General features: G+C 43.1%; 21 protein-coding genes and 1 riboswitch. Of the genes, 9 read left to right on the top strand and 12 right to left on the bottom strand.

The features are described from left to right. Positions 1-119: 119 nt before the first annotated feature. From pstB to pstS, 4 genes are all read right to left on the bottom strand, one after another. A complete protein-coding gene (gene pstB / locus C8D84_RS05310) occupies positions 120-1,046 on the bottom strand; it encodes a phosphate ABC transporter ATP-binding protein PstB (protein ID WP_109590758.1) in 927 nt (308 codons plus the stop codon). Between the two features lie 97 nt (positions 1,047-1,143). Continuing rightward, positions 1,144-2,049, bottom strand: a complete 906-nt coding sequence (gene pstA / locus C8D84_RS05305) for a phosphate ABC transporter permease PstA (protein ID WP_109590613.1) — start codon at positions 2,047-2,049, stop codon at positions 1,144-1,146. Between the two features lie 91 nt (positions 2,050-2,140). Continuing rightward, positions 2,141-3,094: a phosphate ABC transporter permease subunit PstC gene (gene pstC / locus C8D84_RS05300; protein WP_055123678.1), complete on the bottom strand. Its 954-nt coding sequence runs from the start codon at positions 3,092-3,094 to the stop codon at positions 2,141-2,143. Between the two features lie 174 nt (positions 3,095-3,268). Then, positions 3,269-4,432 carry a phosphate ABC transporter substrate-binding protein PstS gene (gene pstS / locus C8D84_RS05295; RefSeq protein WP_109590611.1) on the bottom strand — a complete coding sequence of 388 codons (1,164 nt, stop codon included), beginning with the start codon at positions 4,430-4,432 and terminating at the stop codon, positions 3,269-3,271. Between the two features lie 292 nt (positions 4,433-4,724). Next, positions 4,725-4,867, top strand: a riboswitch (TPP riboswitch). 248 nt (positions 4,868-5,115) lie between these two features. Here pstS and thiC point away from each other — a divergent pair. After that, positions 5,116-7,011: a phosphomethylpyrimidine synthase ThiC gene (gene thiC / locus C8D84_RS05290; protein ID WP_109590609.1), complete on the top strand. Its 1,896-nt coding sequence runs from the start codon at positions 5,116-5,118 to the stop codon at positions 7,009-7,011. Positions 7,012-7,296: 285 nt separating this feature from the next. Here the strand turns inward: thiC and C8D84_RS05285 are convergent, their stop codons facing one another. From C8D84_RS05285 to C8D84_RS05275, 3 genes are all read right to left on the bottom strand, one after another. Continuing rightward, positions 7,297-8,625, bottom strand: coding sequence for a metallophosphoesterase family protein (locus C8D84_RS05285; protein ID WP_109590607.1), 1,329 nt, complete (start codon positions 8,623-8,625; stop codon positions 7,297-7,299). 187 nt (positions 8,626-8,812) lie between these two features. After that, positions 8,813-9,715 carry a fructose bisphosphate aldolase gene (locus C8D84_RS05280; RefSeq protein WP_109590605.1) on the bottom strand — a complete coding sequence of 301 codons (903 nt, stop codon included), beginning with the start codon at positions 9,713-9,715 and terminating at the stop codon, positions 8,813-8,815. A 181-nt stretch (positions 9,716-9,896) separates the two neighbouring features. Beyond that, positions 9,897-10,745 (bottom strand): hypothetical protein, encoded by an 849-nt coding sequence (locus tag C8D84_RS05275; RefSeq protein WP_109590603.1) that lies wholly within the window; start codon positions 10,743-10,745, stop codon positions 9,897-9,899. 318 nt (positions 10,746-11,063) lie between these two features. Here C8D84_RS05275 and C8D84_RS05270 point away from each other — a divergent pair, with 318 nt between their 5' ends. From C8D84_RS05270 to C8D84_RS05255, 4 genes are all read left to right on the top strand, one after another. Continuing rightward, complete coding sequence (locus C8D84_RS05270; RefSeq protein ID WP_109590601.1) at positions 11,064-12,971, top strand: ABC transporter ATP-binding protein; 1,908 nt, start codon at positions 11,064-11,066, stop codon at positions 12,969-12,971. 51 nt (positions 12,972-13,022) lie between these two features. After that, positions 13,023-13,913 (top strand): alpha/beta fold hydrolase, encoded by an 891-nt coding sequence (locus tag C8D84_RS05265; protein WP_109590599.1) that lies wholly within the window; start codon positions 13,023-13,025, stop codon positions 13,911-13,913. 17 nt (positions 13,914-13,930) lie between these two features. After that, positions 13,931-14,563: an alpha-ketoglutarate-dependent dioxygenase AlkB family protein gene (locus C8D84_RS05260; protein ID WP_109590598.1), complete on the top strand. Its 633-nt coding sequence runs from the start codon at positions 13,931-13,933 to the stop codon at positions 14,561-14,563. Between the two features lie 97 nt (positions 14,564-14,660). Next, a protein-coding gene (locus C8D84_RS05255; RefSeq protein WP_407691871.1) for an IS5 family transposase occupies positions 14,661-15,429 on the top strand; the annotation gives its coding sequence in 2 pieces (ribosomal slippage) (positions 14,661-14,875 and positions 14,874-15,429; 771 coding nt in all). Between the two features lie 168 nt (positions 15,430-15,597). Here the strand turns inward: C8D84_RS05255 and C8D84_RS05250 are convergent. From C8D84_RS05250 to C8D84_RS05235, 4 genes are all read right to left on the bottom strand, one after another. After that, the gene (locus tag C8D84_RS05250) at positions 15,598-16,602 is read right to left on the bottom strand and encodes an NADP-dependent oxidoreductase (RefSeq protein ID WP_109590594.1); all 1,005 of its coding nucleotides are present in this window, start codon (positions 16,600-16,602) and stop codon (positions 15,598-15,600) included. 87 nt (positions 16,603-16,689) lie between these two features. Beyond that, the gene (locus C8D84_RS05245; protein WP_109590756.1) at positions 16,690-17,448 is read right to left on the bottom strand and encodes an endonuclease/exonuclease/phosphatase family protein; all 759 of its coding nucleotides are present in this window, start codon (positions 17,446-17,448) and stop codon (positions 16,690-16,692) included. Between the two features lie 4 nt (positions 17,449-17,452). Further along, the gene (locus tag C8D84_RS05240) at positions 17,453-18,112 is read right to left on the bottom strand and encodes a M949_RS01915 family surface polysaccharide biosynthesis protein (RefSeq protein WP_146192884.1); all 660 of its coding nucleotides are present in this window, start codon (positions 18,110-18,112) and stop codon (positions 17,453-17,455) included. Positions 18,113-18,394: 282 nt separating this feature from the next. Then, complete coding sequence (locus C8D84_RS05235; protein WP_109590590.1) at positions 18,395-19,507, bottom strand: AOC03_06830 family ribosome hibernation factor; 1,113 nt, start codon at positions 19,505-19,507, stop codon at positions 18,395-18,397. A 456-nt stretch (positions 19,508-19,963) separates the two neighbouring features. Between C8D84_RS05235 and C8D84_RS05230 the strand changes: the two genes are divergently transcribed. The 4 genes from C8D84_RS05230 (at position 19,964) to C8D84_RS05215 (ending at position 23,670) form a co-directional block, all read left to right on the top strand. Further along, positions 19,964-22,159 carry a M3 family metallopeptidase gene (locus C8D84_RS05230; protein WP_109590588.1) on the top strand — a complete coding sequence of 732 codons (2,196 nt, stop codon included), beginning with the start codon at positions 19,964-19,966 and terminating at the stop codon, positions 22,157-22,159. Next, positions 22,160-22,417, top strand: a complete 258-nt coding sequence (locus C8D84_RS05225; RefSeq protein ID WP_109590586.1) for a YheV family putative zinc ribbon protein — start codon at positions 22,160-22,162, stop codon at positions 22,415-22,417. Between the two features lie 113 nt (positions 22,418-22,530). Further along, entirely contained in the window at positions 22,531-23,055 is a 525-nt protein-coding gene (locus C8D84_RS05220; protein ID WP_109590584.1) for a hypothetical protein, read from the top strand. A 33-nt stretch (positions 23,056-23,088) separates the two neighbouring features. Continuing rightward, entirely contained in the window at positions 23,089-23,670 is a 582-nt protein-coding gene (locus C8D84_RS05215; RefSeq protein ID WP_109590582.1) for a hypothetical protein, read from the top strand. Between the two features lie 137 nt (positions 23,671-23,807). Here the strand turns inward: C8D84_RS05215 and pnp are convergent, their stop codons facing one another. Next, a complete protein-coding gene (pnp, locus tag C8D84_RS05210) occupies positions 23,808-25,910 on the bottom strand; it encodes a polyribonucleotide nucleotidyltransferase (RefSeq protein WP_109590580.1) in 2,103 nt (700 codons plus the stop codon). Between the last annotated feature and the right edge of the window lie 663 nt (positions 25,911-26,573).

The raw sequence follows: 26,573 nt of genomic DNA, 5'->3' as shown, positions 1-26,573 counted from the left end.
AAGAGGTATTCCCTAAAATCCATATTTTGGTAGCGCGGTGTGGCTGTTGAGTCGAACAGATTGGCTCACGATATCTTATTGAACGTATCGAGCACGTCGTCCTTGCTCAGACCGCGATGTTAGCCATAACGACCCGTAATATAATCTTCCGTGGCGGTTTGGGCAGGCTTGGTAAATATCTGGTCGGTCTCGCCCATCTCAATCATATCGCCTAAGTACATATAGACGGTATAGTCAGACACTCGTGCAGCCTGTTGCATGTTATGCGTGACAATAGCAATGGTGTAATCCTGTTTTAAGTCTTCAATCAAATCTTCGATCGCACCTGTCGAGATAGGGTCAAGCGCTGATGTTGGCTCATCAAGCAATAACACTTCAGGCTTGGTCGCGACGCTACGCGCAATACACAAGCGTTGCTGCTGACCGCCTGACAACGAAAGCCCTGACGCTTTTAATTTGCCTTTCACTTCTGGCCATAATGCGGACTTTTTAAGTGCCCACTCTACCCGATTGTCCAGCTCAGCCTTGCTCAACTTTTCATAAAGGCGTACCCCAAAGGCGACATTGTCATAGATTGACATCGGGAATGGGGTTGGCTTCTGAAAGACCATACCGACTTGGGCGCGTAGCAAATTGACATCGACGTCTTTGCCCAAGATATTGTTGCCATCAAGATTAATATTGCCTTCTGCCCGCATACCCGGATATAAGTCATACATCCGATTAAAGGTACGCAACAGCGTCGATTTTCCGCAACCTGAAGGACCAATGAAAGCAGTGACTTTTTTATCAGGAATATCGATATTGATATTTTTTAGCGCCTGAAAGTCACCATAATAAAAATTCAGATCCCGAATTTGCATTTTTGCTGCAGGCATGTTTTTGGGAATATCATGAAGCGTCTGTTTGGTTAGGCTGGCAATATCTGGCTGCTCCATTTGTGCTGCCGTCGACATCGGTCTGTTTAATAAACTGTCTGTTGTTGGATTAAATTTATCTGCCGCATTGAATTTATCGACAGGCTTTTTTGTACGGATTTTGCTCATGACGTCATTCATAATGTGTTCCAACCCAGCTCAATGAATATAAATGGAAGTAAATGCTCGAGGTAATCTAGGACAAGCCTTAATTTACCATCAGTCTTTATTTAGCCTGACCTCTACTACCGATGAATCTCGCCAAAATATTTAATACCAAGACAGAGGTCGTGATCAGCAACGCTGCCGCCCACGCTAAGGTATGCCAGTTATCATAAGGACTCATCGCAAACTGATAGATGGTATTGGGTAAGTTGGCGATAGGCTGACCCATATCTGTACTGAAATATTGGTTGTTAAGCGCCGTAAATAGCAACGGTGCTGTCTCACCAGTGATTCGAGCAAATGCCAATAACACCCCAGTGGTCAGTCCTGCTCTAGCCGCCTTAATCGTTACTTGAGTCACCATTTTCCACTTAGGTGTACCAAGTGCGTAAGCCGCTTCACGAATACTATTAGGAACCAGATTGAGCATATTCTCAGTGGTACGCACGACCACAGGAATAACGATTAATGCCAATGCTAACGCGCCTGCCCAACCAGAGAAACTTTGACCTTTTACCATCAGCGCATAAATAAAGAGACCAATCACAATCGAGGGCGCAGATAGCAAAATATCATTTAAGAAACGCGTTACCTTGCCAAGCATACTGCCTTGAGCGAACTCAGATAAATAAATGCCGGTCATAAGACCAATAGGGGCACCGATGAACAATCCTGAAAACGCGAGCATTACTGAACCGACAATGGCGTTACGCAGCCCGCCCGCACTCATCGGTGGCGGTGTATCAGCAGTAAAAATAGGCAGCTGCACAATACCTTGAAATCCTTCAACAAAGAGCGTCAACAATATCCAAAACAACCAAAACAGTCCAAAAACCATCGCCGACATGGCAAAGCCTAGACCTAACTTGTTGGTCAAACGGCGCTTGTTATAAAGACTTTGGTTGTAGCGGCTAGCGCTGTTTGGCTGAGTCGGTAGTGGTGCATTGATCGCATTGTTAGCAGCCATACTATTTATTTCCCATATCTTTTATCAATATCTATCAATGTTTATTGATGTCCAATAAATCCGTAAAACACCTATCGAGATTGTCAAACGCCTACCGATTACCTGCCTTGTGATCCATGCGCATGAGCATGAGTTTTGCTAGAGATAGTACAATGAAGGTGATGACAAATAAGATTAAGCCTAAATGTAATAAGGAAGCCAAATGTAGCTCACTCGACGCTTCGGCAAACTCGTTGGCTAAAGCTGAGGTAATGGTGACACCAGAGGTAAATAGACTCGGACTGATGTTAAAGGCATTACCAATCAAGAAAGTCACTGCCATCGTCTCACCCAATGCCCGACCCAATCCTAAGATCACGCCACCAACCACGCCAGCTTTGGTATATGGCAAAATGATCTTGAACATGACTTCCCACGTCGTTGCGCCCATACCATATGCTGATTCTTTAAGCAGGTCTGGCACAACAGAGAAGACGTCGCGCATGGTAGCGGCGATAAATGGAATGATCATGATGGCGAGTACAAGGGATGCCGTAAACATACCCAGTCCCATTGGTGCACCAGTAAATAGCTTACCGATGATAGGCAATGGCCCTATATGCTCGATAAACCATGGCTGAATGTGATCACCGAAGAAAGGTGCAAAGACAAACAAACCCCACATACCGTAAATGATAGAAGGGATACCAGCCAATAGCTCAATGGCGATACCAAGTGGTTTTTTGAGGAAGGTTGGGCACATCTCGGTCAAAAATATGGCAATGCCAAAACTGATTGGTACTGCAATGAGAATAGCTATAAATGACGTTACTAGCGTGCCATAAATAGGGGCAAGAGCACCGTATTCATTGGCGACCGTATCCCAATTATTACTGGTATAAAATCCAAGACCAAATGTTTGAATGCTCGGCCACGCTCCGATGATCAAGGAGACTAAAATGCCGCCCAACGATAAGAGTACCAGTATGGCAAAAGCCTTAGTAGCATTCACAAACAATAAGTCATAGCGCTTTTGTTTAGCCAGTTGGGACCTTAAATCATTCATAAGTGTCTCAGCATTAAATAGAATCAAGTCAAAATAGTAGAAGCATTCATTCGGTTTTATCACAACAAACTTGTCATCAAATTTGCTGTGATAAAACCTCTCAAATCACTACCGGAGAATAGTTATTCGAGAGGATAATTAGAAAATTATTGACTCATGATTAGCATGGATAGGTTACTGAGCAGGCTTATAAACAGGCTGTCCATCACTGCCTTTTACCTCATTCCATTTTTCCTTGAATAAGGCAACGGCCGTATCAGAGAATGGTACGTAATCGAGTGCCATGGCATCATCGTCGCCTTGGGTATAAGCCCAATCAAAGAAGTTCAACACGCCAGCCACTTGCTGAGGATTCTCTGGTTGCTTATGTACCAAGATAAAAGTCGCAGCAGCGATCGGCCATGCTTGCTCAGTCTCAGAGTTGGTGATGACTTTATAAAAGCCTGCTTGCTGTGACCAGTCGATATCACCTGCCGCAGCAAATGTCTCAGCAGATGGCTGAACGACGTTGCCAGCAGCGTTTTTCAATGCAGTATGTGACATGTTGTTTTGCTTAGCGTAAGCATATTCCACATAACCGATAGAGTTTTTCATACGGTTTACGTAGCTTGAAACCCCCTCGTTACCTTTACCACCTGCACCAGTCGCAGACGTTGGCCATTTGACTGTTTTATCAACACCAACTGTGTCTTTCCAGTCTGACGAGACTTTGGCTAGATAATCCGTAAAGTTAAACGTTGTCCCTGAACCGTCTGAGCGGAATACCGTCGTAATAGCGGCATCAGGCAAAGTCAAATCTGGGTTCATGGCTTTGATGGCAGGGTCATTCCAATTACTGATTTTACCCAAATAGATGTCTGCCAACATTGCACCGTCTAATTTCAACGCGCCTGGCTCAATACCATCGATGTTGACGATTGGCACGACGCCACCGATAACCGTCGGAAACTGAATCAAGCCTGCTGCGTCTAGCTCTTCAGGCGTCATCGGCGCGTCAGACGCCCCAAAATCGACTGTTTTTGATTCGATTTGTTTGATACCACCAGAAGAGCCAATCGACTGGTAATTGACTTGACCACCGGTAGCAGCGTTGTAGTCGTAAGACCATTTAGCATAGATAGGCTGCGGAAACGATGCCCCTGCACCCGTGATATTCATAGCGATATTCTCAGCAGATTTAAAACCTGTTGTAGAAGCAGATGTTGTCTGAGTGGTTGCTTCAGTGGTGGTGACAGCGCTACTGCTATCCGCAGCTGGCTCTGTCGTTTCAGTCGATTTATTACATGCCGTAAGCACTAATGTACAACTAACGGCCACTGCTAATAACGAATAACGCATGTAGGACTCCTAAAGTTTAACAACGATACAAAAAAGCATTGTTTGTGACATGCGTGCTATCTTGCCAAATCTTTATGACAGTTTAATGACAACCTCCAGAATCTTCCATTCGCTTTACATAATATTTAGATAAGCTATCTACAGCTCAGTAATATCAAGTGATTTCAATCACTGGTACTCTAGAGTCGTTCTCATAAAAACATCGAACCTCAAACTCAAAGCCTGATATTTTCATCTAAATATCATTAGCCCTCATTGCAGAACTTTGTTAGTATTGAGGTGATTTACAACACTGACAGACTCGGGGTGCGGTGTATTATCGGCTTACTTTTAAGCTTGCTTTATTAAAGTAGTCGCCTTTATACATTCGCTGAGAGATCACCCGCCGAACCTGATGCGGTTAGTACCGACGCAGGGAAGTCTTAAGCACTTTGTTATTTATGGCAAAGGACGCGTAGAAATGCCTTTTTTATCCTCATTACTCCCTTAATGTGCGTGATGTACTGTTAAGTAGTGAAGACTGATATAAAGCTGCGTCCAACGTTTGATGAGCATCATCCGTGACTATATTGTTTGGTCGTAGGCTGATGCTCATAAGCTGAATTTGTCTGGATTACAAATGCTACCCCCGCAGCTACTGGCGGTGTTGCTTTTGTTCAAAAACCAACACGCTAGGACAGCATATGACAAATTTATTAGCCACTTCTCCTTCTCAAAAACCTTCTAAGACAGACGCGTTAAAGACCCCTGCTCACCGCAGTGCCAGTGATGCTCGTTTCGAAGAAGACGCTCGCGATTTACACCGCATACTCCCCGCCTCCCGTAAAGTCTATATCGAAGGCTCTAGATCCGATATTCAAGTACCCATGCGTGAAATCACCCTTGACCCCACTCCTATACAAGGCGTTTCTGAGAACGAATGGGAACAGAACCCACCATTCTATGTGTATGACACATCAGGCGTTTATACCGATCCCAACGTCGAGATTGATTTGACCAAAGGCTTACCAAAGCTGCGTGAAGGTTGGATTTCTGAGCGCGGTGATACCGAGCAATTAAGTGGACTGTCTAGTTCATACGGAGTGGCACGCGCCCGCGATATCAGTACTGCCAATCTACGATTTGCTCATATCGACAAACCTCGCCGCGCCAAAGATGTCGATGGCAAAGCTGGCAACGTCACGCAGATGTACTATGCACGCCGCGGCATCATCACCCCTGAGATGGAATACATCGCCATTCGCGAAACGCAAAAGCAGCATGAGTTGACCGATATGCGTCAACATGACGGTGAAAGCTTTGGTGCCAATACGCCGACCGTTATTACCCCTGAGTTTGTGCGGAGTGAAGTGGCTGCAGGTCGCGCAATTATCCCAAACAACATCAACCACCCAGAATCTGAACCGATGATTATTGGGCGTAATTTCCTAGTGAAAATTAATGCCAATATCGGTAATTCAGCACTAGGTTCTTCTATCGATGAAGAGGTGTCTAAAATGACGTGGGCAACACGTTGGGGTGCAGACAACATTATGGATTTATCCACTGGTAACCATATTCATGAAACGCGTGAATGGCTGATTCGTAACTCGCCAGTGCCGATTGGTACCGTCCCTATTTATCAAGCACTCGAAAAAGTCAATGGCGTGGCAGAAGATTTAACGTGGGAGATATTCCGCGATACGCTCATTGAGCAAGCAGAGCAAGGTGTTGATTACTTCACCATTCACGCAGGTGTGCTATTAGAGTACGTGCCACTGACTGCAGGACGCCTAACGGGCATCGTCTCGCGTGGCGGATCTATCATGGCGCAGTGGTGCATGTTTCATAATAAAGAGAGTTTTTTATACACTCATTTTGAAGATATATGTGAAATCATGAAGCAGTATGATGTGGCGTTTAGTCTAGGCGATGGCTTGCGTCCAGGCTGTTTGCAAGATGCTAATGATGAAGCACAATTTGGTGAACTGCGTACCCTTGGCGAGTTGACCCAAGTGGCGTGGAAGCATGATGTACAGGTGATGATAGAAGGTCCGGGACACGTGGCAATGAACCGTATTAAAGAGAATATGGACTTGCAATTAGAAGTTTGTGCCGACGCACCTTTTTATACCTTAGGGCCACTAACCACTGATATTGCACCTGGTTATGACCATATTACCAGTGCGATTGGTGCGGCAATGATCGGCTGGTTTGGCACCGCAATGCTGTGCTATGTGACGCCAAAAGAGCATTTAGGTCTGCCTAATAAAAAAGATGTTAAAGACGGTATCATCACCTATAAAATCGCAGCCCACGCGGCTGATTTGGCTAAAGGTCATCCCGGTGCGCAGGCACGTGATAATGCGTTATCTAAAGCCCGATTTGAATTCCGCTGGGACGACCAGTTCAATCTGGCGCTCGACCCAGATACCGCCCGTGAGTTCCATGATGAAACCTTACCAAAAGACGCGCATAAGACGGCACACTTTTGCTCGATGTGTGGCCCTAAGTTTTGCTCAATGAAAATCACTCAGAACGTGCGAGATTATGCGACAGGACTAGATAAAGATGCCGCTAATAAAAAAGTTATTTCATAAATAGAGGACCTAACGGATATTAATTATTTAATTGAAGTGATCAACATAACAGCGAAGGACATCAGTTATATAGAGAGATGCAGGCAACCTATAGTCAGAGCACTTTTAAACCGCTACGGTGTTACCCGCCCTAGATGTACTCAGTGTACTATCTGCGGTCTGTCGCCTTGTAGCGATTCTAAAATTCCTTGACTATATATAGCAGCACATCAAAAAAGCTCAAACCTGATAATCAGGTTCGAGCTTTTTTTAAAACAACTCTTAACATCTTTAAAAACTAAATACTCAATTCAGTGGATATTTTTTCTCGATTTTTCGGATTTCATCAATACCTTCAGATTCTAGCTTGGAAACAATGTAAAACTCTTTGTCACTGCCAAAATTATCTAGGGCATTATTGAGTCCTTTTATGTACTCATAAAACTCTGCGTAAGAATAAACTTCCTCATTATAGCGAATATCAGGTTTATCTATATAGAGGTATGCAGAACCTTCGCACTGTGTTACTTCACCTTTGATATTTGTCTCAGCCTCATAGGAGCTTGATGTCAATATTTTGTTGCTGTTGTAACTCATACATACTTTCTGTCCGCCTCTATTCATTGTTTCAAACTTATAACTATCCAGTTTTTGATTTAAGTTGGACTTCAGTTCTGAAAAATCTGTCTCATTTGCTGAAGCATCCAAATTACCCAAAACAACATCTACTTCTGTCAGAGAACTCAGCATAACTTTGTCGTTAGTGCCTCCCATCGCACTGAGTAAACCAATATGGTGAATACCTTTGCGAGATAGCTCATCAATAATTTGCTGTACTGAGCTCGTAGTGCCAAGTACGTCATCACTATAAGCCACGCCAATCCATGCCATTGTCTTCCCCCACGCTATTTCTTGAGTGAGATAGGGTTCAATAGTTACACCCAGAGCTTTTAGAGCTTTACTTTTATCCTCAGATAAGTTGGCTGCCAGCACTGCTGTATCTTCTTTACACAAAGGATTGTTGTTCAAATGATTGATAAAGTTTAATAAATCCTCAGACTGCATTGATAGCTCTTGCTCACCAAGCGTTAACGCTCGAGAACACGTATAGCGAAGAAACTCAGCTTCACGTTTACCTTTATAGAGCTTATAACTAGTACTACTGGTGTCTACAAGATTTCCAGATAGCATGTTGAAAATATCAGGTAGACTTGGGTTTTTATCTTGTAGCAAATCTTCAAAAGAGGCCATGGTAGCAAGATTGCCTTTGTTGACCGTCACATAGCTATCGCTTTCAGGATAAAAAACCCTAGTGGTTTCAATACTGTCAGCGTTATATAAATTTCCAAGATGTGTACCAGAAATTGGCAAAACCTTATACATTTTCCCAGTTTCGTTATCGAATCTAGCAGGTGCGCGAATGTACTGATCGACGTCTTCGTCCTCTTCAGCTGCCATTTCATTAGAAAAAGTGACATCTGGTACTTGTGGTTCAATCTTATCTGGTTTAGTCGTTGGTATGACTGGCGTCTCTGGCGTACTACCACTATTTTTATTACCGCCATCACTACCACCACCGCAGCCATAAAGTGCCAACATAGAAGCCAAAGCCAAACTTAGATAGCGTTTATTCATCAATACATATCCATTTAGGTTAACGGTCAATCAATATAAAAGTGAACTTAATTTCGCTAATAATAAATTGAAATTGATACTAAATCAATACAAATAAACAGAAAAATCCCAACAGATATTTTGTCTGTTGGGATTCCGGTGAGCACTAAATTATAGCTTTTAAACTCTATTTGCTAAAATATAGTTGTTAAACTTTAGACGCCTCATAGATTTCTTCGATAGATGTGTTGATAGTATTAGCAAACTCATCATCACTTTGCTGCTTACTCAGCCCTTCAGTAAAGGCCCGTGAAAAACTAGCAATCATACTCGGGTTTTGCTTGAGCTTAGCACAAGCATCGCCACGGCTGTAGCCGCCCGATAACGCCACAACTTTTAGCACTTTTGGATGATCGATTAGCTCTTGGTAAAAACCCGCTTCTTCTGGCAAGGTCAGTTTTAGCATCACTTGCTGGTCATCAGTCAAACGATCCAGATTGTGCAAAATGCTGGTCTTTAATATGATTTCACATTCATGTTTTTTGCTACTGTTGATATCGACTTCAGGCTCTACGATTGGCATCAGACCTTTTGAGAGTATCTGTTTTGCCACATCGAATTGCTGTTGCACGACCAGCTCAATGCCATCGACATTCGGCTCATAAATTACTGAGCGCATTTTGGTACCAAATACTGGATAGTTTTTGGCTTTATCGAGTAGCAAATCTAAATTTGGCATCGGACGCATCACTTGGACGCCATTCATTTGCTCAGCCAAACCCTTATCCACTTTTAAAAACGGTACGATATTTTTATCTTCCCATAGATAATTGGCCGTCGGTTTGCCATTGACCTCACGTTCCATAGTATCTTCGAACAAAATCGCCCCAAGTACACGCTCATGATCAAAAGCCTCGCAAGTCATGATACGCGCTCGCATCTCATGCACTTGGTCGAACATGGCTTCATCGTTGTCATAATCATCGCCTGTGACACCATAATTCTCTAACGCTTTTGGCGTGCTGCCGCCACTCTGGTCGAGGGCAGCGATAAATCCCGAACTATTTTTAATACGTTGTAGCTGTTTGTTATATTGGTTTTGATATTCCATTGAGAGTGCGTCCTATTGTTATTGGTTGAGTTCAAGTGTCACAAAGTAAATCGCTTTTTATTGGCTTATATCAGCCTTACTGTTTGTAGACAACCTTATCATAGGACGCTCTTTGTGCCTATATCTGATAAGTTAACGCTTTTATAAAATAATAAATATAGTCATAAATGCAGACGAAATCCTATGCCAAAAATAGCACTGCCACACAGCAAATGGCTAATAATAAACCCAATACATTAATACGGTTAAGCGACTCTTTAAACACACCGACCCCTATCAAGGTTGCCACTGCAATGACACCGACATTCATACCGGTAAAGACGATGCTAGGCGACTCGGACAATAATTGATGCGCACGTACATAAGCATAAATATTGCCCATATTGAGCGCACCTAATAACAATCCTGCTGCGAGCGCATTCCCCTGCCAGCGCACCCGCGTAATCAGCAAATAAATAAACAGCAATAATCCTGCTAAACCAAAACTGACAAATAATGTCAGAGGGAAAGCAGTGCCCTGCTTGGCAACTTGCTTAAACAAGATATCAATAATGCCATAGCCTGCCCATACGCCAAACAGCCATAGCGGTGTATGCTTCGCTTGTCTGCTAATCTGACCCTGCTGCGGACGATAAATCAACGCTCCGAGTGCTAGAAAGCCTAATAACAGTCCAAATATTCGCGTGCCGGTCAGTACTTCACCAAACAATAAAAAAGCCGCGACGATAGGAATAATCAACGATAGCCGCTGAGCCGCATCGGTTGCTACTATTCCTACAGATTCAATCGCCCTTCCAAGGATAATAAATACCGCAGGTAGCAATATGCCAAGCGCGATAATAATGCCCCATGCACTGCCAAGCGTACCGAGTACACTGACGTCTGGCGTCAATAAAAACCACGTCAGCAGAAAAGCCACCGGATAGCCTGCGACGATGGTCTGGCGTATGTCTATATTCTTCTGTCGTAACACTTTTAGCAATACTGAAACGGCGACACTACAAAGCACCGCTATCGTCAAATATATCATGAGCTCTTACCTTGTTAAACTGCCATTTTACGGGGGTATTATTCGCTCATCATTCATATACTGAAGACAAAGCGCGAACTGCCAATTGGGATAAATCCATAGAATGTAACAAAGTATTTCTTGCACAGCAATCTATTTATTGGCTTTTATTCGACTGCTGACAAGTAGCTCTTTAGCAGTCAATTTACAATTAGCATGCAGGTCTGATTGGGAAGTTTGCTAAAATAGCACTCAATCCTAATAACAAAAGTAAAGATTCAAAATAACGAGTAATGTCGTTGATTTTGGCGTACTGCTATTGATGTTTTATGACTGCCTATGAATGCTCTATTTCGATTTTTTGAAACTCGCCTCCCTGCCTTTCCTGAAACCCCTATGCCGCTACCTTCACCCCGTGATGGCATGCTAAAGTTCTTGTGGGCGTGTACCAACGGTTTACGTGGCTGGCTATTGATATTTATGATTTTGTCTGCGGGCATTGGCATCTATGAAGCGATGCTATTTGCTTGGATTGGGAATATTGTTGACTGGCTAGGCGTCTATACACCGCAGAATCTGTGGTTAGAAAAAGGCGATATGCTACTGCTCATGCTAGCCGTCATGATCATGAGTCCGCTATGGATTGCATTGTCATCATTCATCCATTTTCAGACCTTGCAAGGCGTCTTTCCCATGCAAATGCGCTGGCGCTTTCACCAGCGGATGCTTGGGCAATCGATGCAGTTTTATCAAGATGAATTCTCTGGACGTGTCTCAGCCAAAGTAATGCAAACCGCACTGGCCGTACGTGATACAGTCATGACCGTCACCGACATGTTTATGTATGTCACCGTTTATTTTATTACGTCAGGTGTCATTTTATTTAATCTGGACAGCCTATTATTAATCCCGTTCATTGTTTGGTTGGTCTTGGTTGCGCTGACCATTTGGTACTATATACCTAAGCTCAAACAAACTGCCATTGTGCAAGCAGATGCCCGTGCTTTGATGACTGGCCGCATTACCGATGCTTATGCCAATATCATGACCGTCAAGCTGTTTAGCCATTCACGCCGTGAGCTGAGTTATGCCAAAAATGCCATGGGGCAATTTTTAGGTACCGTCCATGCACAGATGCGCTGGGTCAGTTATTTAGAAGTATCAACCCATCTAATCAGTGTGATTTTGGTTAGTGGCACTGCGGCTATTGGCTTATATTTATGGCAACAAGGCGCGGTCGGTGTCGGTGCGATTGCTGCCGCGACAGCCATGGCACTACGTTTAAACGGTTTGACTCGTTGGATCATGTGGCAGACTGCCAGTCTGTTTGAAAGTATCGGAACCGTACAAGATGGCATGCGTACCTTATCAGCACCGCAAAAAATCGTTGATAAGCCCAATGCACCCGCTTTGAAAGTCACCGAAGGTCGTATCGTTTTCGATCATGTTGATTTCAGTTATGAGAATGATAGCGACGCTGTTGAAGGCGATAGCTTAGATACAGTGAAAACATCAGCAACGCCTACTACGAAGACTAAACTGCTCGATAACTTTTATTTGGACATTAAACCTGGCGAAAAAATAGGCTTGGTTGGACGCTCAGGTGCCGGTAAATCTACCTTGGTTAATTTATTGTTACGCTTCTTTGATGTTGATAGCGGTAAAATCCTAATCGATGGACAAGCAATTGATGAAGTCACCCAAGAGTCTTTGCGCCAGCAGATAGGTATGGTGACGCAAGATACGTCTTTGCTACATCGCACAGTACGTGAAAATATCGCTTACGGTCGTCCTGATGCAACCGATGAAGAAATTATTACGGCTGCCAAGCAAGCACAAGCATGGGACTTTATCAAAGACTTATATGATGATAAAGGCAATACAGGACTTGATACCCAAGTCGGTGAGCGCGGCGTCAAGCTCTCTGGCGGTCAACGTCAGCGTATCGCCATCTCACGTGTTATGCTAAAAAATGCGCCCATCTTACTATTGGACGAAGCGACCAGCGCCCTTGACTCTGAGATTGAATTTGCCATTACCGAAAGCCTGAATGACATTATGACAGGTAAAACGGTTATTGCGATTGCCCATCGTCTCTCTACCATTGCCGCACTTGATCGATTGGTGGTCATGGATAAAGGTCAAATTATCGAACAAGGCAGCCATAATGAATTATTAAATCTACACGGTGTTTATGCTCGCTTGTGGCACCGTCAAAGTGGCGGATTTTTAGGTGAAGACAGCTAAGTACAACCCTTAATTTTCATTAAAAATCAGACACAAGGAGGTGTGTACATTATGAAAGCATTTGCAAAAAATATTAATATTAGTGGAAAACAAGCGCGCTACTATAACCTTAGCCAGCTTACGCCATCGATACAGTCAAGTACTGCCTCTCGCGTGCCAGCACACTTTTATGGTGGCAATAGTTTTACCGTTGGTACTTATAGTCCCTTATTAAATGCGCTGGCAACTGACTTCAAAATCAGCTCGCTTGCACTTCGTGGCTATTGGTATGACAAGCCGCAGCGCCGTCGTCTTACACGCGAGCAGGATGCTGAGATACTTATTGAATTTTTAGAAAAAACGCAAGACAAACCCATCGTTGGTATTGGTCATTCGCAAGGAGCCACTGCCACTGCCATCGCTGCAGCCCAGCGCCCAGATCTGTTTTCACAGCTATATTTAATAGAGCCTGTGACGTTTACCAAACCACAAGCCCGACTCTATAATCTATTGCCGCGTAAGCTTCTGCTTAGTCGCGAACCGTTTAAAAGCACTCTCACCAAACAATCTACTTGGGCAAGCATCGATGATTATTATGAGAACTTACGCGCTCAACGTGCTTATAGGCGAATGAGTGATGCGCATTTGCGGGTATTTGCAGAGCAAAGTTTATCCAAAGATACCAATGGCAGTTACACGCTGATATTTGCGCCTGAGCAGGAGCTCGCCAACTATTTCGGCGCGCCGCATATTGATACCGCCCTCAAGCAATTAAGCTGTCCTTATACACTTATCACTGGTAAGCCGACGTTGTTTATCAACCATAAAGTGCGACAACAATGGCAAAAATTCGTCCCTGATGACAGCATCATATCTTTGTTAGATTATGGTCATCTACTGCCGATGGAAGCACCTGAATTATGTGCTCAAGTTATCAATGAGCATTATCATAGTCATGAATAAGCTGAGCCATCTAAGTCATGACTGACCTCTTTGCCTCTACACCGACTGATAACCTATTGCCTTATGATGGTCAGGTCAATGACTTAGGAATAGTTATTCTTGAGGCTAACGCTCTGTATGAGAATTTACTAAATGAGCTACCTTGGCAGTCTGACATCGTGACGTTGTTTGGTAAAACACATGTTACCACTCGCCAAATCGTCTGGATGGGTGACAACGATGTCAGTTATTATTACTCTGGACAGACGCGTCGAGCCATTCCATGGACAAAGCAGATGTTGCACGTAAAACGACATATTGAGCAGCAGTTATCAAGTATTGGTATCAACGTTGATTTTAATTCTTGCTTACTTAACCACTATCCCTCTGGTGCTGATGGCATGGGTTATCATGCCGATGATGAAAAAGAGCTGGGCGCGCAGCCGATTATTGCTTCTTTATCGCTCGGTGCTAGGCGAAAATTTGTTTTTAAGCATAAAACTATTAGACAAAAGAACAAGCCCGTCAAAGTTGAGCTATATCTTGAGTCCGGTCAGCTTATCGTTATGCATGGCGATACGCAGGATTTTTGGATGCATACCATTACAAAAACTAAAACTGTCACATCAGGGCGAATCAGCCTCACGTTTCGAAAAGTGCTACCGCATTAAATTAATGTAACTTAATATAGGGTGTGTCTTCAATTGGATAAGCTATAAATAATAGCTACAATAACGCATCTATTGAAAGATGCGAGACATACCAATTATGGCGAGAAAAGCATTAACAGATAGGCTTTGGGAGCAATTGCAAGCGACTATGATAGAGCACGGTTGCTATCAGACTCAAAATAGTCGAGAGGTCATGGAAGCCATACTTTGGAAACTACGCACAGGAGCGCCTTGGCGTGATATTCCTAAAGAGTTATGTTCATGGCAAACCGCTTATAGTCGCTTTAATCGTTGGTCTAAAACGGGTTTAAGGGAGAGTTTTTTTTAGCTTACGCAAAGAAATTGATACGGAATGGATATTCACAGACGGAAGCTATGTACGGTGTCACCAGCATGCAAGTGGAGCTAGGTATGGTGAAGATAGAGCAATTGGACGAAGCTGTGGCGGCGCAACTACAAAGATACATTTATCCTGTGATGCCGATGGATATCCGCTCAATTTTGAAATCACTGGGGGTGAAGTTCACGACAGTCAAGTTGCAGGGGCATTAATTGAAATGATAGGTCAAGCTGATTTTTTTATTGCCGATAAAGCATATGATTCACAAGCTATTAGAGATAAAGCCTGCATGCATGGCATGACTCCTATCATTCCTAAAAGAAGTAATGCTAAACAACCTAACCCAAAGTTTGATAGCTATTTGTACAAATTACGCCATCTTGTCGAGAATATGTTTGCAAGGCTTAAGCACTTCCGTAGCATCGCTACTAGATATGAAAAGTTAGCTCGTAATTTTAAGTCAATGCTCTACCTGGCATGCACTATCGTTCATTGTAAAATGAATTGCAGACACGCCCTAAGCTAGAGCGCGTCCTCGTTTTGAAAATGGTGATAAAAATGAGCTAAACGGTAGCCAAACAAGGAAAATAGCACCGTTAATATCGGAATATTAACAGTGCTATTTGATGCAGTCTAGAAAGATTTAACCATTTTTAGCCCACTTAGTCGCATGCCTTCAGATTGAAGACATGTCCTAGCTCACTTTTAAAACGATCTTGCCAAAAGCAGCACCTTTTTGTAGCTCATGATGAGCCGCGACCACTTCAGACAATGGATAGGTTTGCTGAATACGTAGCGTTAGCTTACCATCTGCAACGAGCTGTAAAACTCGCACCATATCTTCACCACTACGCTGCGCCTTATAACCTGCTACCTTTAACTGTTTCTGGCTACCCGCTTCTTTGAGTTTATCCACCCAAATGGTTGGTAATACATTCACGCGTCCGCCTGATTTGAGAACGCTAAGCGCGCGCACGCCTGCCTCATTACCGACCAAATCCAGTAGCACATCTGCCTTTAATTCAGGGAATTCACCATCTTTGGTATAATCAATCCAACCTGTAAGCTGATTGGTATCTATTATTTCATCAAGCTTGGCATATTTTTCTGGTGAGCAAATAACAGTCACCTTGATATTGTTTTTAGCCACTTTATCCATGAGCAGCTGAATCAACAAGTGACCCACGCCGCCTGCTGGCGCGTTTATCACCACATGCTCACCATTTTGAATATCTGCAAACTCTACAAACTGTATCGCCGTCTGTCCAATACAAGGCAGCGCACCTGCTTGCTGTAACGTGACAGAATCCGGTACTTTTGCCAGCATGTCAGCATCGACTGCTACATACTCTGCATAACAGCCACCATGAAAAGTCAGGGCAGCGACCTGTGTACCGATAGTAAACTGCTCACTACGACTATCGACCACAGTGCCTGACATATCAAAGCCCAAAATTGCAGGCTCATTTTTATCAAACTTGTTTTTTTGAATGGCATCAGCGCCCCAGCCTTTGCCTTGACGCGTTTTGTAATCGACAGGATTGATACCCACGTAAGCAACTTTGACCAATACCTGATTGTCTGTTAACACAGGAATGGCCACATCCTCTTGATAGCTCATCACTTCAGGTTCGCCAAACTCACGTATGAGTACGGCATGTTGGGTCGTTGGTAGCGGGTTATGAGAAAGAGTAGACATCGTTATATATCCTTATAGGTATCTATTGCTTTATTTTTGCATTCAATTTTATTTTTAGTGAATAACTTAAGCTTATCTAATAATCATTTATAAATGTGCCAATTCCGCACTGAGCGGCAGATGATCAGACAGTGTCGACCATGGTTTGCCCGTATGCACCCATGCATTTTTCACTCTTAGATTACGCACATAAATACGATCTAAGCTCAGCACAGGAAGCTTGGCTGGGAAAGTTGGCAGCAGTTTGCCATGACAATGCTTGAAAGCTTCGGTCATACCCAAGCTAGTAGCCAGCTTATCACAAGACATTTTTTTCCAATCATTAAAATCTCCTGCCAAAATCAGTGGTTGATCAGGTGCAATCTCATTGCGGACATAGTTGGCAATGGCTTCATATTGCTTGATGCGATCACGCTCAAACAAATTTAGGTGCGCACACAATACGACGACTGGTACATCCCATCCTACTGGTTGTACTTCGCAGTGCAAAACGCCGCGCTGCTCAAGCTTATTGACAGTAATATTGACATTATGCTTGGGATCAAGCGGAAAGCGGCTTAATACTGCATTACCGTGATGACCATTGTCATATTCTGAGTTTTTACCATAGCTATTTTGCAGCTGTAAATACTCACCAAACCATTCATGTTGCGATTGATCAGGATATTCGTTGTACTGCATATTGCGCTTAAGATTCTGACCTTGCACTTCTTGGAGACACAGTACATCGGAGCCAATAATATCGAGCGCTTGGGCGATACCTTGTATTTTAACTTGGCGATTCATCGGCGACATGCCTTTATGAATGTTATAGCTGGTTAGCACAAAAGAGGTTGTGGTAGTCATAAAATTAGTCATCATACTTAAAATAAATGGAACATTGATTATCTCGCCACACTGATTGCAAGTGACGCCTAAATACTGATTTTTGAGGAGCTGATAGCGCTGATTGCTGTAGTAATTTTTCATCAATCTTGTAGTCACCACCGTAATAACCAGTAGCATCAACTGGCTGGTCTGTCTTGGCGTTACAAATTGCAGAGTTACCACGTACAGCAAATTTTTGCTGCCCTTCGTACATGATTACTTTCATCTCATCATAACTTACGTCACCACGACAACCGAGATAATAAGGCACACTCACTTCGACAACACCGTTATTATTAATATCAGTCACTACGGCGGTGTTTTTAGCGAATTCTGCGATTACATCTAACCCATCGCAGGGTACATAATCATATATTTGCCATACTCGTAAAGCCTCTTGTTCATCTATAACATATAAATGCGTGAAGACCTCTCCTGCTGGCTCGTCAGGGCTATTGGTTGAGTTGAAACGCTGTAATTGAACCAAATACTGTTCTCCTACTGTGCCAATCCAAGAACGAATAGCAACAATATCTTTGGTCTTTAGCCTCATTTTATTTTTTTTAGAGTCTATTTGATAATAGTTTTGAATAGAAGGCGGCAATTGACCCCATGATAGATGGCTCACAGATATATTATTCATATCTGTCTCTGCCATACTGAGACTGGAGCTAAAGGCTATCATTGCTGTGACGCTAAATAGCATGAGAGTATTTGGTATGTTATTTAGCATCATTTAACAACCTAAAGCAATCAAGTATAAGTTTTAGATAAAGGCTTAATATATCATCAATGTAAAAAGAGCATTGATTCTTATCGAACCAATGCTCCCATATTATACCTATCTTCTATCAATGGCGAATTCGCAAAGGATTGTCATCAATAGGCACTATCTAGCTAGCAATTAATAGCCACTATCTATCAACTAATAGCGTGTCACCAAAGCAATTGGCTGATCTTCGCCCATAATATCTTGTGGCATAAATACTGCTTCGCCACCATTATGAATGACATGCTCAATGATTTCGCCAATGGCATCATCAGTAACGCCTTCTGAAGCCGCATCATCTGCAAGACTCAAAGTCTGTGCCTTTTCATCAATTTTGGCCGATTTTATATAACCACGACGGACATAAAGCGTCTCGCCTGCACCTTGGAAGGCACTGCGGTAGACTTCTTGTAGATCTGTTTGCAACATATTGGCACCGCGTGCTTTATCAATCTCACCCATGGCAGCTTGATGCAGTGATGTACGATAGCCTTCCACCGCCTCTTGCACACTATTGATAATATGCTGAGCACTACCATCTTCTAGATTGGTCGCATTTGACACTGTGGCAATGATGTTGTCTGGACGATCACAAACTTCTTTATAGTAGCCGATATTTTTAGCATCGCCAACGACGACCAAAGGCATTTTGTGCTCACCCCACAGCTCTTGTACGCTTTTATCCACCTGATTAAAAAACTCTTTTAGATAGCTGCTTTCATTATTAGATGAGCGATCTGAGCCACTGTCGCCTGTCGTATACAAACCATTGTTTTCAATAGGAAATGGAATATTATCCATATTTTTTTGCAGGTCATCGTCCTTATCGAACTCTCTCACCACGCGATCATTAGACGCTTCAATCAAGCGGGCATTATCACGAGTGAGCACCAAGGTGTAATAATGCACCGCGCTTGCCATATCACGAACCAAATCTCGAGTCGCAAAACGATGTGAAATCACCACACGCTCCGTGGTGTCAATCGGCATACGGATGACTTGCACATCCTCGGTACTAGCAAAAATAGCTAAGGTATCAAGATTTAAGTTGTGATTGAGCCCTTTGGTTTTATCATGAATCTTATCGAGTATGGTCGTCGCTGTGCGCTTATCGTATTCGTTGGTTAAACGTTCTTCAGCCACTTTTAATTGGTTCTTCAGGGCAATGGGATCTTGATCATTAGCAGGATGCTCGCGATGAGTCTTAACAAAGATACTAACCGCAGGATTGGCTTTGGTTTCACGTAAACTTTTGAGAGTCGCTTTCATTTATTGCTCCTTGTTTTATTATCATTTACTTTTAACATTGTGATTTTTGCTATGAGTCAACTGATTAATAGTTTTTGCTATCAGTAGTACTTAATCTTTTTATTCCGTTGCCTTGATGCTAGCAGTCAAGCCTCACTCGCTGTAGGGTTAATTTGCAAGCAAATGATAGCGCTTTGTAAGTAGAACACTCTGTATTGTTCTAAAAGCCTGACTGATCGACTTTAAACCTGTTTAATATTCACTATCTACTCGCTTCACTTTTTATATAGTCAATAATTAGGTTGTATTTTCGTCAAACGAACCCATCTTTTATATAGCTTATCGATAAGACAGCAAAAAAAGAAAAATAACACAACGCTAATGATGTTCTAGATGTCACGGCAAGCCAATCTCTTATATAAAGCGACGTTTACTCAATAATAATTCATTCACTACGATCAGATATCGGATACTTTTATGAAAACCCTTCCTGCAGATTTACGCCTTGTCGATTTTGACAACGTTTCGCCAAGTACCTTACAAAGCCATGTCATCAGTTCCATCGATGCAGCCAATACATTTTTAGATGAGATGAGCGCAGATACTGACAGCCATAACAGCGCTGCTAATATCAGTGCTGAGCAAGCGCTAGCCGATGTGATGACTTTTGATCATATTAATCTGGCATTGGATCGCAGTTGGGGCATCTTATCGCACCTGAATAGTGTCATGAGCAATGACGACATTCGTCATGTCCATCATGAACTGTTACCCACACTATCGGCTTATGGCACACGTGTGGGACAGCATCAGCCGCTATTTAATCGTTATCAAACTATCGTCAATGACACAGCATTTTTTGCTGCGCTTGAGCCTGCACGAGCGCGGGCTATTGAGCTTGCGCTACGCAGTTTTGAGCTGTCAGGTGTCGCATTACCAAAAGATGAACAAGAAAAGTTTGCAGCTATTCAAAGTCAGCTATCTACCTTATCAGCGACCTTTTCAGATAACGTATTGGATGCCACCCAAGCTTATGCCTTACCGCTGCAGCAAGAGCAATTGGCAGGTCTAACCGAAAGTGGTTTGGCATTATTGGCAGATGTAGGTGAGCAATATAAAGCCAATCAGCTTGCCAGCGGTGCACTCACGCAAGATGATATTGAAGCGCTACCAACACCTTATTATGTGGCAAGTTTAAACATTCCTGTCTATCTCTCTATCATGACGCATGCGGATGATCGCAGTTTGCGTGAGACTATGTACCGTGCTTATGTCACCCGTGCTTCTGAGTTTGATGCGCATACCAATGCCAAAGGTGAGTCGCTAAACAACGCCGATATCATGAGTCAAATTCTGCAATTACGTGAGCAAAAAGCCAAGCTATTAGGTTTTGACAATTATGCAGAAGTCTCACTATCGACTAAAATGGCAGATAACGTGGCAGAAGTAGAAACCTTTTTACGGAGTTTGGCCACGCAAGCAACTCCAGCGGCTAAGCAAGACTTAGCTCAGTTGCAAAAGTATGCGCAGGATTATGATATTGAGGAGTTACAGGCGTGGGACAGTGCGTATGTCGCCGAAAAAGTCAAACAAAGCGAGTTCAGCTTATCGCAAGAAGAAATCCGCCCGTACTTTCCCTTACCAAAAGTAATTAGCGGATTATTTGCCATCGTTGAGCGTCTGTACGGTATCAAAGTCCAAGAGCAAAGTGAATCCGTATCACGCTGGCACGACGATGTCAGCTTTTATCAGTTGTTTGATGCTGATGATAACTTGCTTGGTGGCTTTTACTTTGACTTATTTGCACGCAGTGGTAAACGCGGCGGCGCTTGGATGAGTGGTTTTCAGTCACGTTATACTTACAGTGAAAAAAATCATCAGCAGCTGCCCGTTTGCTTTATGGTCGGCAACTTTACCCCTGCCCTCGATGGCAAACCAAGCTTATTGACGCATGATGAAGTATTGACTCTATTCCATGAGTTTGGTCACGGCCTACATCACCTGTTAACCCAAGTGACGGTCGGTGATGTCGCTGGTGTCAATGGCGTTGAGTGGGACGCAGTCGAGTTACCTAGCCAATTTATGGAAAACTGGGCATGGGATGCCGAAGGTATAGCGCTGATTAGCAGTCATGTCGAAACAGGTGCGCCATTACCAACAGACAAACTTGCAGCGTTATTGGCGGTGAAGAATTTCCAAAGCGGCATGCAAACCCTGCGTCAAATCGAATTTGCACTGTTTGACTTATTGATTCATGCGCATACGCCAGCGCTAGATTATGACGGTATATTAGCCACGCTAAATACCGTTCGAAACGACATTGCTATCATGCAGACACCTGACTACAACCGTTTTGCCAACGGCTTTAGTCATATCTTTGCAGGCGGCTATGCGGCAGGTTATTACTCGTATAAATGGGCAGAGTTGCTATCGGCAGATGCCTTTAGCAAGTTTGAAGAAGAAGGTATTTTTAACCCTGTCACTGGTAAAGCCTTCCGTGAGACAATTTTATCCGTTGGTGGTAGTTTCCCTGCCAAGACCAACTTTGAAAACTTCCGTGGTCGTAGCGCCAGCATTGATGCGTTATTACGTCATAGCGGTTTTGATAACGCTAAAAATGACGATGCTGCCAACATTGAAAGCAATGCCCAAACGACGCACGAGGTTATCTAAATGCGCTATCAATCAACGCGACCAAAGCGGCAGTTTTTATCTGGTGTTCGCTGCCCTAAGTGTCAAGCGATGGATGCGGTGGTACAAATAAACGTCATCACCCCAGAACCTGATGAGTATATTGAATGCACATTATGTGGACATAGCGAACATCGCCCTGACCCTGATGCCATCAGTGCCAAAAACCATGCTGAAGACCAAATTGCACGTGATGCTATGGCTACTGGTACCAGCGGCACAGTAAAATTCAAGCCTTAAATATTAAACGTCAAGTCTTAATAGCTACCAGCCTATCTAGCAATAGATAGGCTTTTTATTTTGAGTTTGCTATAGTATGGCTACTTATATTTCTAACATAAATCGACTATAGTATGAAAAGCCAAAAAATGCGTCGTCTGTCAACCAGGTCACTGAAAAAAAAGCCCAGTAAGTCACGCCAGAAATGGTTGTCAATTATTATATTAGCGGCATTACTGATTGGCTACTTGGTCTGGAAAAACAATTCGATAGACACTAATACTGCGCCTATCGAAAGTACACCACCGACGACTGAACCAGATAGCGCTACTCAATTAGATGCTACGCCTTTAGGTAATAATGACAATAGTTCAAACAATAGTGACTTAACGTTAAATACTGATGAGACAAACACAGTCAATCAAATACCTAATGCTGATGCGATCTTAAATGCGGCTTTGCCAGAAACAGATAGTCTTGCTAAAGAAGAAATAGATCGCTTAGCAGATGAAAAACAGCGCTTCGCTGAACAAAAAAAACTCGCTGCTGAACAGCTGGTCATGAATAAGCAATTGACGACAATGAAGGCTGAGCAAATCGCCCTACTTGAACAACAAATAGCGCAATTAGAAGCCGAGACAAACGGCGACAAACAGTAGCTCATTATTTATACTTTTATCAAGGGGCTGACAATGGCGACTTTGCAACTTACCCACGCCCCTATCTTAAATAGTAGCGCGCAGCTGCTTATTCTACCAGTCAATACTGCAGGGATTCTTTTAGATCCTGTTCTCACAAAAGCTAAGATTTTATTTGCTGATAATTATCAACGTTACTATCGTGCATGCCGTGATGGCAGTTTACGTGTAGGTAGTTGCTTACTGCAGAAACGCATGCTTGAGCAAGCTGGTTTAAGTATCAGCAGTAATGGTAATCAGCCCAGTTATATCGCTAATCTTGTGGTATCAAATCATCCTTACCACCCCACACGGTCACAATGGTTAATTGCCGCGTTGAATGATTTATCTGAGCAGCTTATCCCGCTTATACGTTATCAAGGTATTCGTAGAATTGCCCTACTGGCACGTCCCCTTATTCATAACCACTTACGAAATGAGACAGCCAACGTTTCTAACGCAGCCAATTTAGCAAACACAGGCTCACTTGCGTTAGACTGGCACGCTGATATCTTACCGTTACTCTTACAGCACCTACAAGACTTGCCTAAAGTTCGAATCGATATTCATCTTCCTAAAGACTTTAATATAGACTAACCACTTTGATATAGACCAGTTACTTTAATAAGATACTCTACTGCAAATAAGATTTTACACCCATAAAAAAACCGCCTTAAGCACTCATGACGAGAGACTTAAAGCGGTTTTTATATGTTGACTACATTAGATATCGATTAGCTTTGCTCGATACCTTTCATAGTCAATTTAATACGACCACGGTTATCGACGTCTTGGACGAAGACTTTAACGATCTGACCTTCTTTTAGATAGTCAGAAACATTCTCAACGCGCTCTTCAGCAATTTGTGAGATGTGTACCAAGCCATCAGTGTTTGGCAAGACATTAATAAACGCGCCAAAATCAACGATACGAGCAACCGTACCTTCATAAGTTTTGCCCACTTCAACTTCTGCCGTCAACGCTTCGATTCTACCGATAGCTGCTTTAGTTGCCGCTTTGTTCTCACCAAAGATACGAATCGTGCCACCATCATCGATATCGATAACGGCGCCAGTCTCTTCAGTTAGCTGACGGATCATCGCGCCACCTTTACCGATGACATCACGGATTTTATCAGGATTGATTTCGATAACCGCATAGTTAGGTGCATGAGCATTGATTTCAGTACGGCTCTCAGGCAATACTTTATTCATCGCGTCTAGGATGTGGATACGACCCGCATGGGCTTGCTTAAGCGCTTGCTCCATGATATCAGGGGTAATACCTTCGATTTTGATGTCCATCTGCAGCGCAGTAATACCGTTTTTAGAACCGGCTACTTTAAAGTCCATATCGCCTAGATGATCTTCATCACCTAAGATGTCAGACAATACGGCAAAGCGCTCGCCTTCTTTTACTAGACCCATCGCGATACCAGCAACCGGTGCTTTGATTGGTACGCCAGCATCCATCAATGCCAAGCTTGCACCGCAAACAGACGCCATAGAAGATGAACCGTTTGACTCGGTAATCTCTGATACCACACGGATGACATACGGGAAGCGTTCGCTATCTGGTAGCATCGCTTGTACACCGCGACGTGCTAAACGGCCATGACCGATTTCACGACGTTTTGGAATACCTTCACGACCTGTTTCACCAACTGAGAAATGCGGGAAGTTGTAATGCAGCATGAAATGGTCACGAATCGTGCCACCTAGTGAGTCAATCATGTTGACATCACGGCTGTTACCAAGCGTGGTCGTAACCAATGCTTGCGTTTCACCGCGTGTGAACAATGCTGAACCATGCGTGTATGGCAATACACCAACTTGTACGTCAAGGGCACGAACAGTCTCAAGATCACGACCATCAATACGCGGCTTGCCTGACAAGATGTTGTCACGAACCGTACGATATTTAAGATCGTTATAAATTTCTTTAAGCTCAGATACTGTATCAGCGTAAGTTTCTGACTCAGCATCACCAGCAAGTGCATCGATAATTGATTGCTTGATTTCATCAAGCTTAGTATAACGAGCTTGCTTATCAGTAATCGTATAAGCGTCAGCAACTTGCTCACCAAACTGCTCTTTCATGCTGCTAGTAAGCGCTTGATCACGCTCAGGGGCAGTATACTGCTGCTTAGCAGTACCAATTTCTTCTGCCATTGAAGCAATGTTATCAATAACGATTTGCTGTTGCTGATGACCATATAGTACCGCGCCTAGCATCTGATCTTCTGACAGCTCTGCTGCTTCAGATTCAACCATTAGTACCGCAGACTTCGTACCAGCCACAACCAAGTCAAGATCGCTCTCTTTAAGCTGCTCAATCGTTGGGTTCAGGATGTACTCGCCGTTGATAAAGCCAACACGAGCAGCTGCGACTGGACCATTGAATGGCGCATCAGAGATGGCCAATGCTGCTGAGGCACCGATTAAGGCTGCGATATCTGCAGACTGAGTCTTATCTGATGAAACAACCGTTGCCGTAATTTGAATTTCGTTAACATAACCTTCAGGGAATAGCGGACGAATCGGGCGGTCAATCAAGCGTGAGGTTAGGGTTTCGAACTCGCTTGCACGACCTTCACGTTTGCCATAGGCACCTGGGATTTTGCCCGCTGCATACATTTTTTCTTGATAGTTGACCGTTAGCGGAAAGAAGTTTTGACCTTCTTTAGCCTCTGACTTTACCACTGCTGCGACAAGTACCGTAACGCCGCCCATATGTACTAAGATAGAGTTTGCTTGACGAGCAATACGACCTGTCTCGATCACAACCTGTTGGTTGCCATACTGAAATTCACGCTTAATGGTGTTAAACATTGTCATATAATCTTCCTAATGTTGACTGACGAAAGTAATATCAGCATTATAAAAAGCTGATATTTTTCATTAAAATTCTGTGTATGTGACTACTAGTGTATATGACTAATAATTGACAGTCTTTCTCTCAGAAATCATCTCAACCAGTGCCAATAACATTACCTAGTTATTCCATATGCCTATCGGTGCTAGACATCGTACTATTGTGTATATTTGGTCATTCAATTTTGGCTTTACTATAAATACTATCAAAAAGACCTTAAGTCAAAAGACTTCGGTGCTAAAAACCCTATAGGCTATTTTTCTGCGCTTTTGAGAGTCAGGTATTAGCGCAGCTAGCTATTCTATAAGCTAAGAAACGGGTATTTTATAAATAGTCACCATATATGTAGTAGATATACTATCAAACTCACAAGGCATTATTTTACAGTGATTTATAGCCATTGACCAATGAATTGCGGAACACAGCAATTATCGATAGAAAACACTTAGCTCTAGGCTCTAGTATTACTATTTTTACGAAAACTTCTATTACCTACTTTGAATTGGTCTTTGTAACCAATGCTATCCAAAGTCAATCTTGAAAATGAATAAGCATAAAAAAACGGCGTGAAACTATTCCACACCGTTTTTAGAAAAATCTATTTTATCGATAGCAACAAGCAAGTT

The organism is Psychrobacter immobilis (genome assembly GCF_003148585.1).
Taxonomy (GTDB): Bacteria; Pseudomonadota; Gammaproteobacteria; order Pseudomonadales; family Moraxellaceae; genus Psychrobacter; species Psychrobacter immobilis.
The sequence above is the reverse complement of the archived record's forward strand: the minus strand, read 5'-3'. Positions and strand labels throughout refer to the sequence as shown.

Coding starts and splice junctions, on each gene's coding strand:
- pstS (WP_109590611.1), bottom strand. CDS start 4,432: ATGCGTTATTCGTTATTAGCAGTGGCCGTTAGTTGTACATTAGTGCTT.
- C8D84_RS05250 (WP_109590594.1), bottom strand. CDS start 16,602: ATGTCTACTCTTTCTCATAACCCGCTACCAACGACCCAACATGCCGTA.
- C8D84_RS05265 (WP_109590599.1), top strand. CDS start 13,023: ATGAAAGCATTTGCAAAAAATATTAATATTAGTGGAAAACAAGCGCGC.
- pstC (WP_055123678.1), bottom strand. CDS start 3,094: ATGAATGATTTAAGGTCCCAACTGGCTAAACAAAAGCGCTATGACTTA.
- C8D84_RS05215 (WP_109590582.1), top strand. CDS start 23,089: ATGGCGACTTTGCAACTTACCCACGCCCCTATCTTAAATAGTAGCGCG.
- C8D84_RS05285 (WP_109590607.1), bottom strand. CDS start 8,625: ATGAATAAACGCTATCTAAGTTTGGCTTTGGCTTCTATGTTGGCACTT.
- C8D84_RS05230 (WP_109590588.1), top strand. CDS start 19,964: ATGAAAACCCTTCCTGCAGATTTACGCCTTGTCGATTTTGACAACGTT.
- C8D84_RS05260 (WP_109590598.1), top strand. CDS start 13,931: ATGACTGACCTCTTTGCCTCTACACCGACTGATAACCTATTGCCTTAT.
- pstB (WP_109590758.1), bottom strand. CDS start 1,046: ATGAGCAAAATCCGTACAAAAAAGCCTGTCGATAAATTCAATGCGGCA.
- C8D84_RS05240 (WP_146192884.1), bottom strand. CDS start 18,112: ATGAATAATATATCTGTGAGCCATCTATCATGGGGTCAATTGCCGCCT.
- C8D84_RS05280 (WP_109590605.1), bottom strand. CDS start 9,715: ATGGAATATCAAAACCAATATAACAAACAGCTACAACGTATTAAAAAT.
- C8D84_RS05225 (WP_109590586.1), top strand. CDS start 22,160: ATGCGCTATCAATCAACGCGACCAAAGCGGCAGTTTTTATCTGGTGTT.
- pnp (WP_109590580.1), bottom strand. CDS start 25,910: ATGACAATGTTTAACACCATTAAGCGTGAATTTCAGTATGGCAACCAA.
- pstA (WP_109590613.1), bottom strand. CDS start 2,049: ATGGCTGCTAACAATGCGATCAATGCACCACTACCGACTCAGCCAAAC.
- C8D84_RS05220 (WP_109590584.1), top strand. CDS start 22,531: ATGAAAAGCCAAAAAATGCGTCGTCTGTCAACCAGGTCACTGAAAAAA.
- thiC (WP_109590609.1), top strand. CDS start 5,116: ATGACAAATTTATTAGCCACTTCTCCTTCTCAAAAACCTTCTAAGACA.
- C8D84_RS05235 (WP_109590590.1), bottom strand. CDS start 19,507: ATGAAAGCGACTCTCAAAAGTTTACGTGAAACCAAAGCCAATCCTGCG.
- C8D84_RS05245 (WP_109590756.1), bottom strand. CDS start 17,448: ATGACTACCACAACCTCTTTTGTGCTAACCAGCTATAACATTCATAAA.
- C8D84_RS05270 (WP_109590601.1), top strand. CDS start 11,064: ATGAATGCTCTATTTCGATTTTTTGAAACTCGCCTCCCTGCCTTTCCT.
- C8D84_RS05275 (WP_109590603.1), bottom strand. CDS start 10,745: ATGATATATTTGACGATAGCGGTGCTTTGTAGTGTCGCCGTTTCAGTA.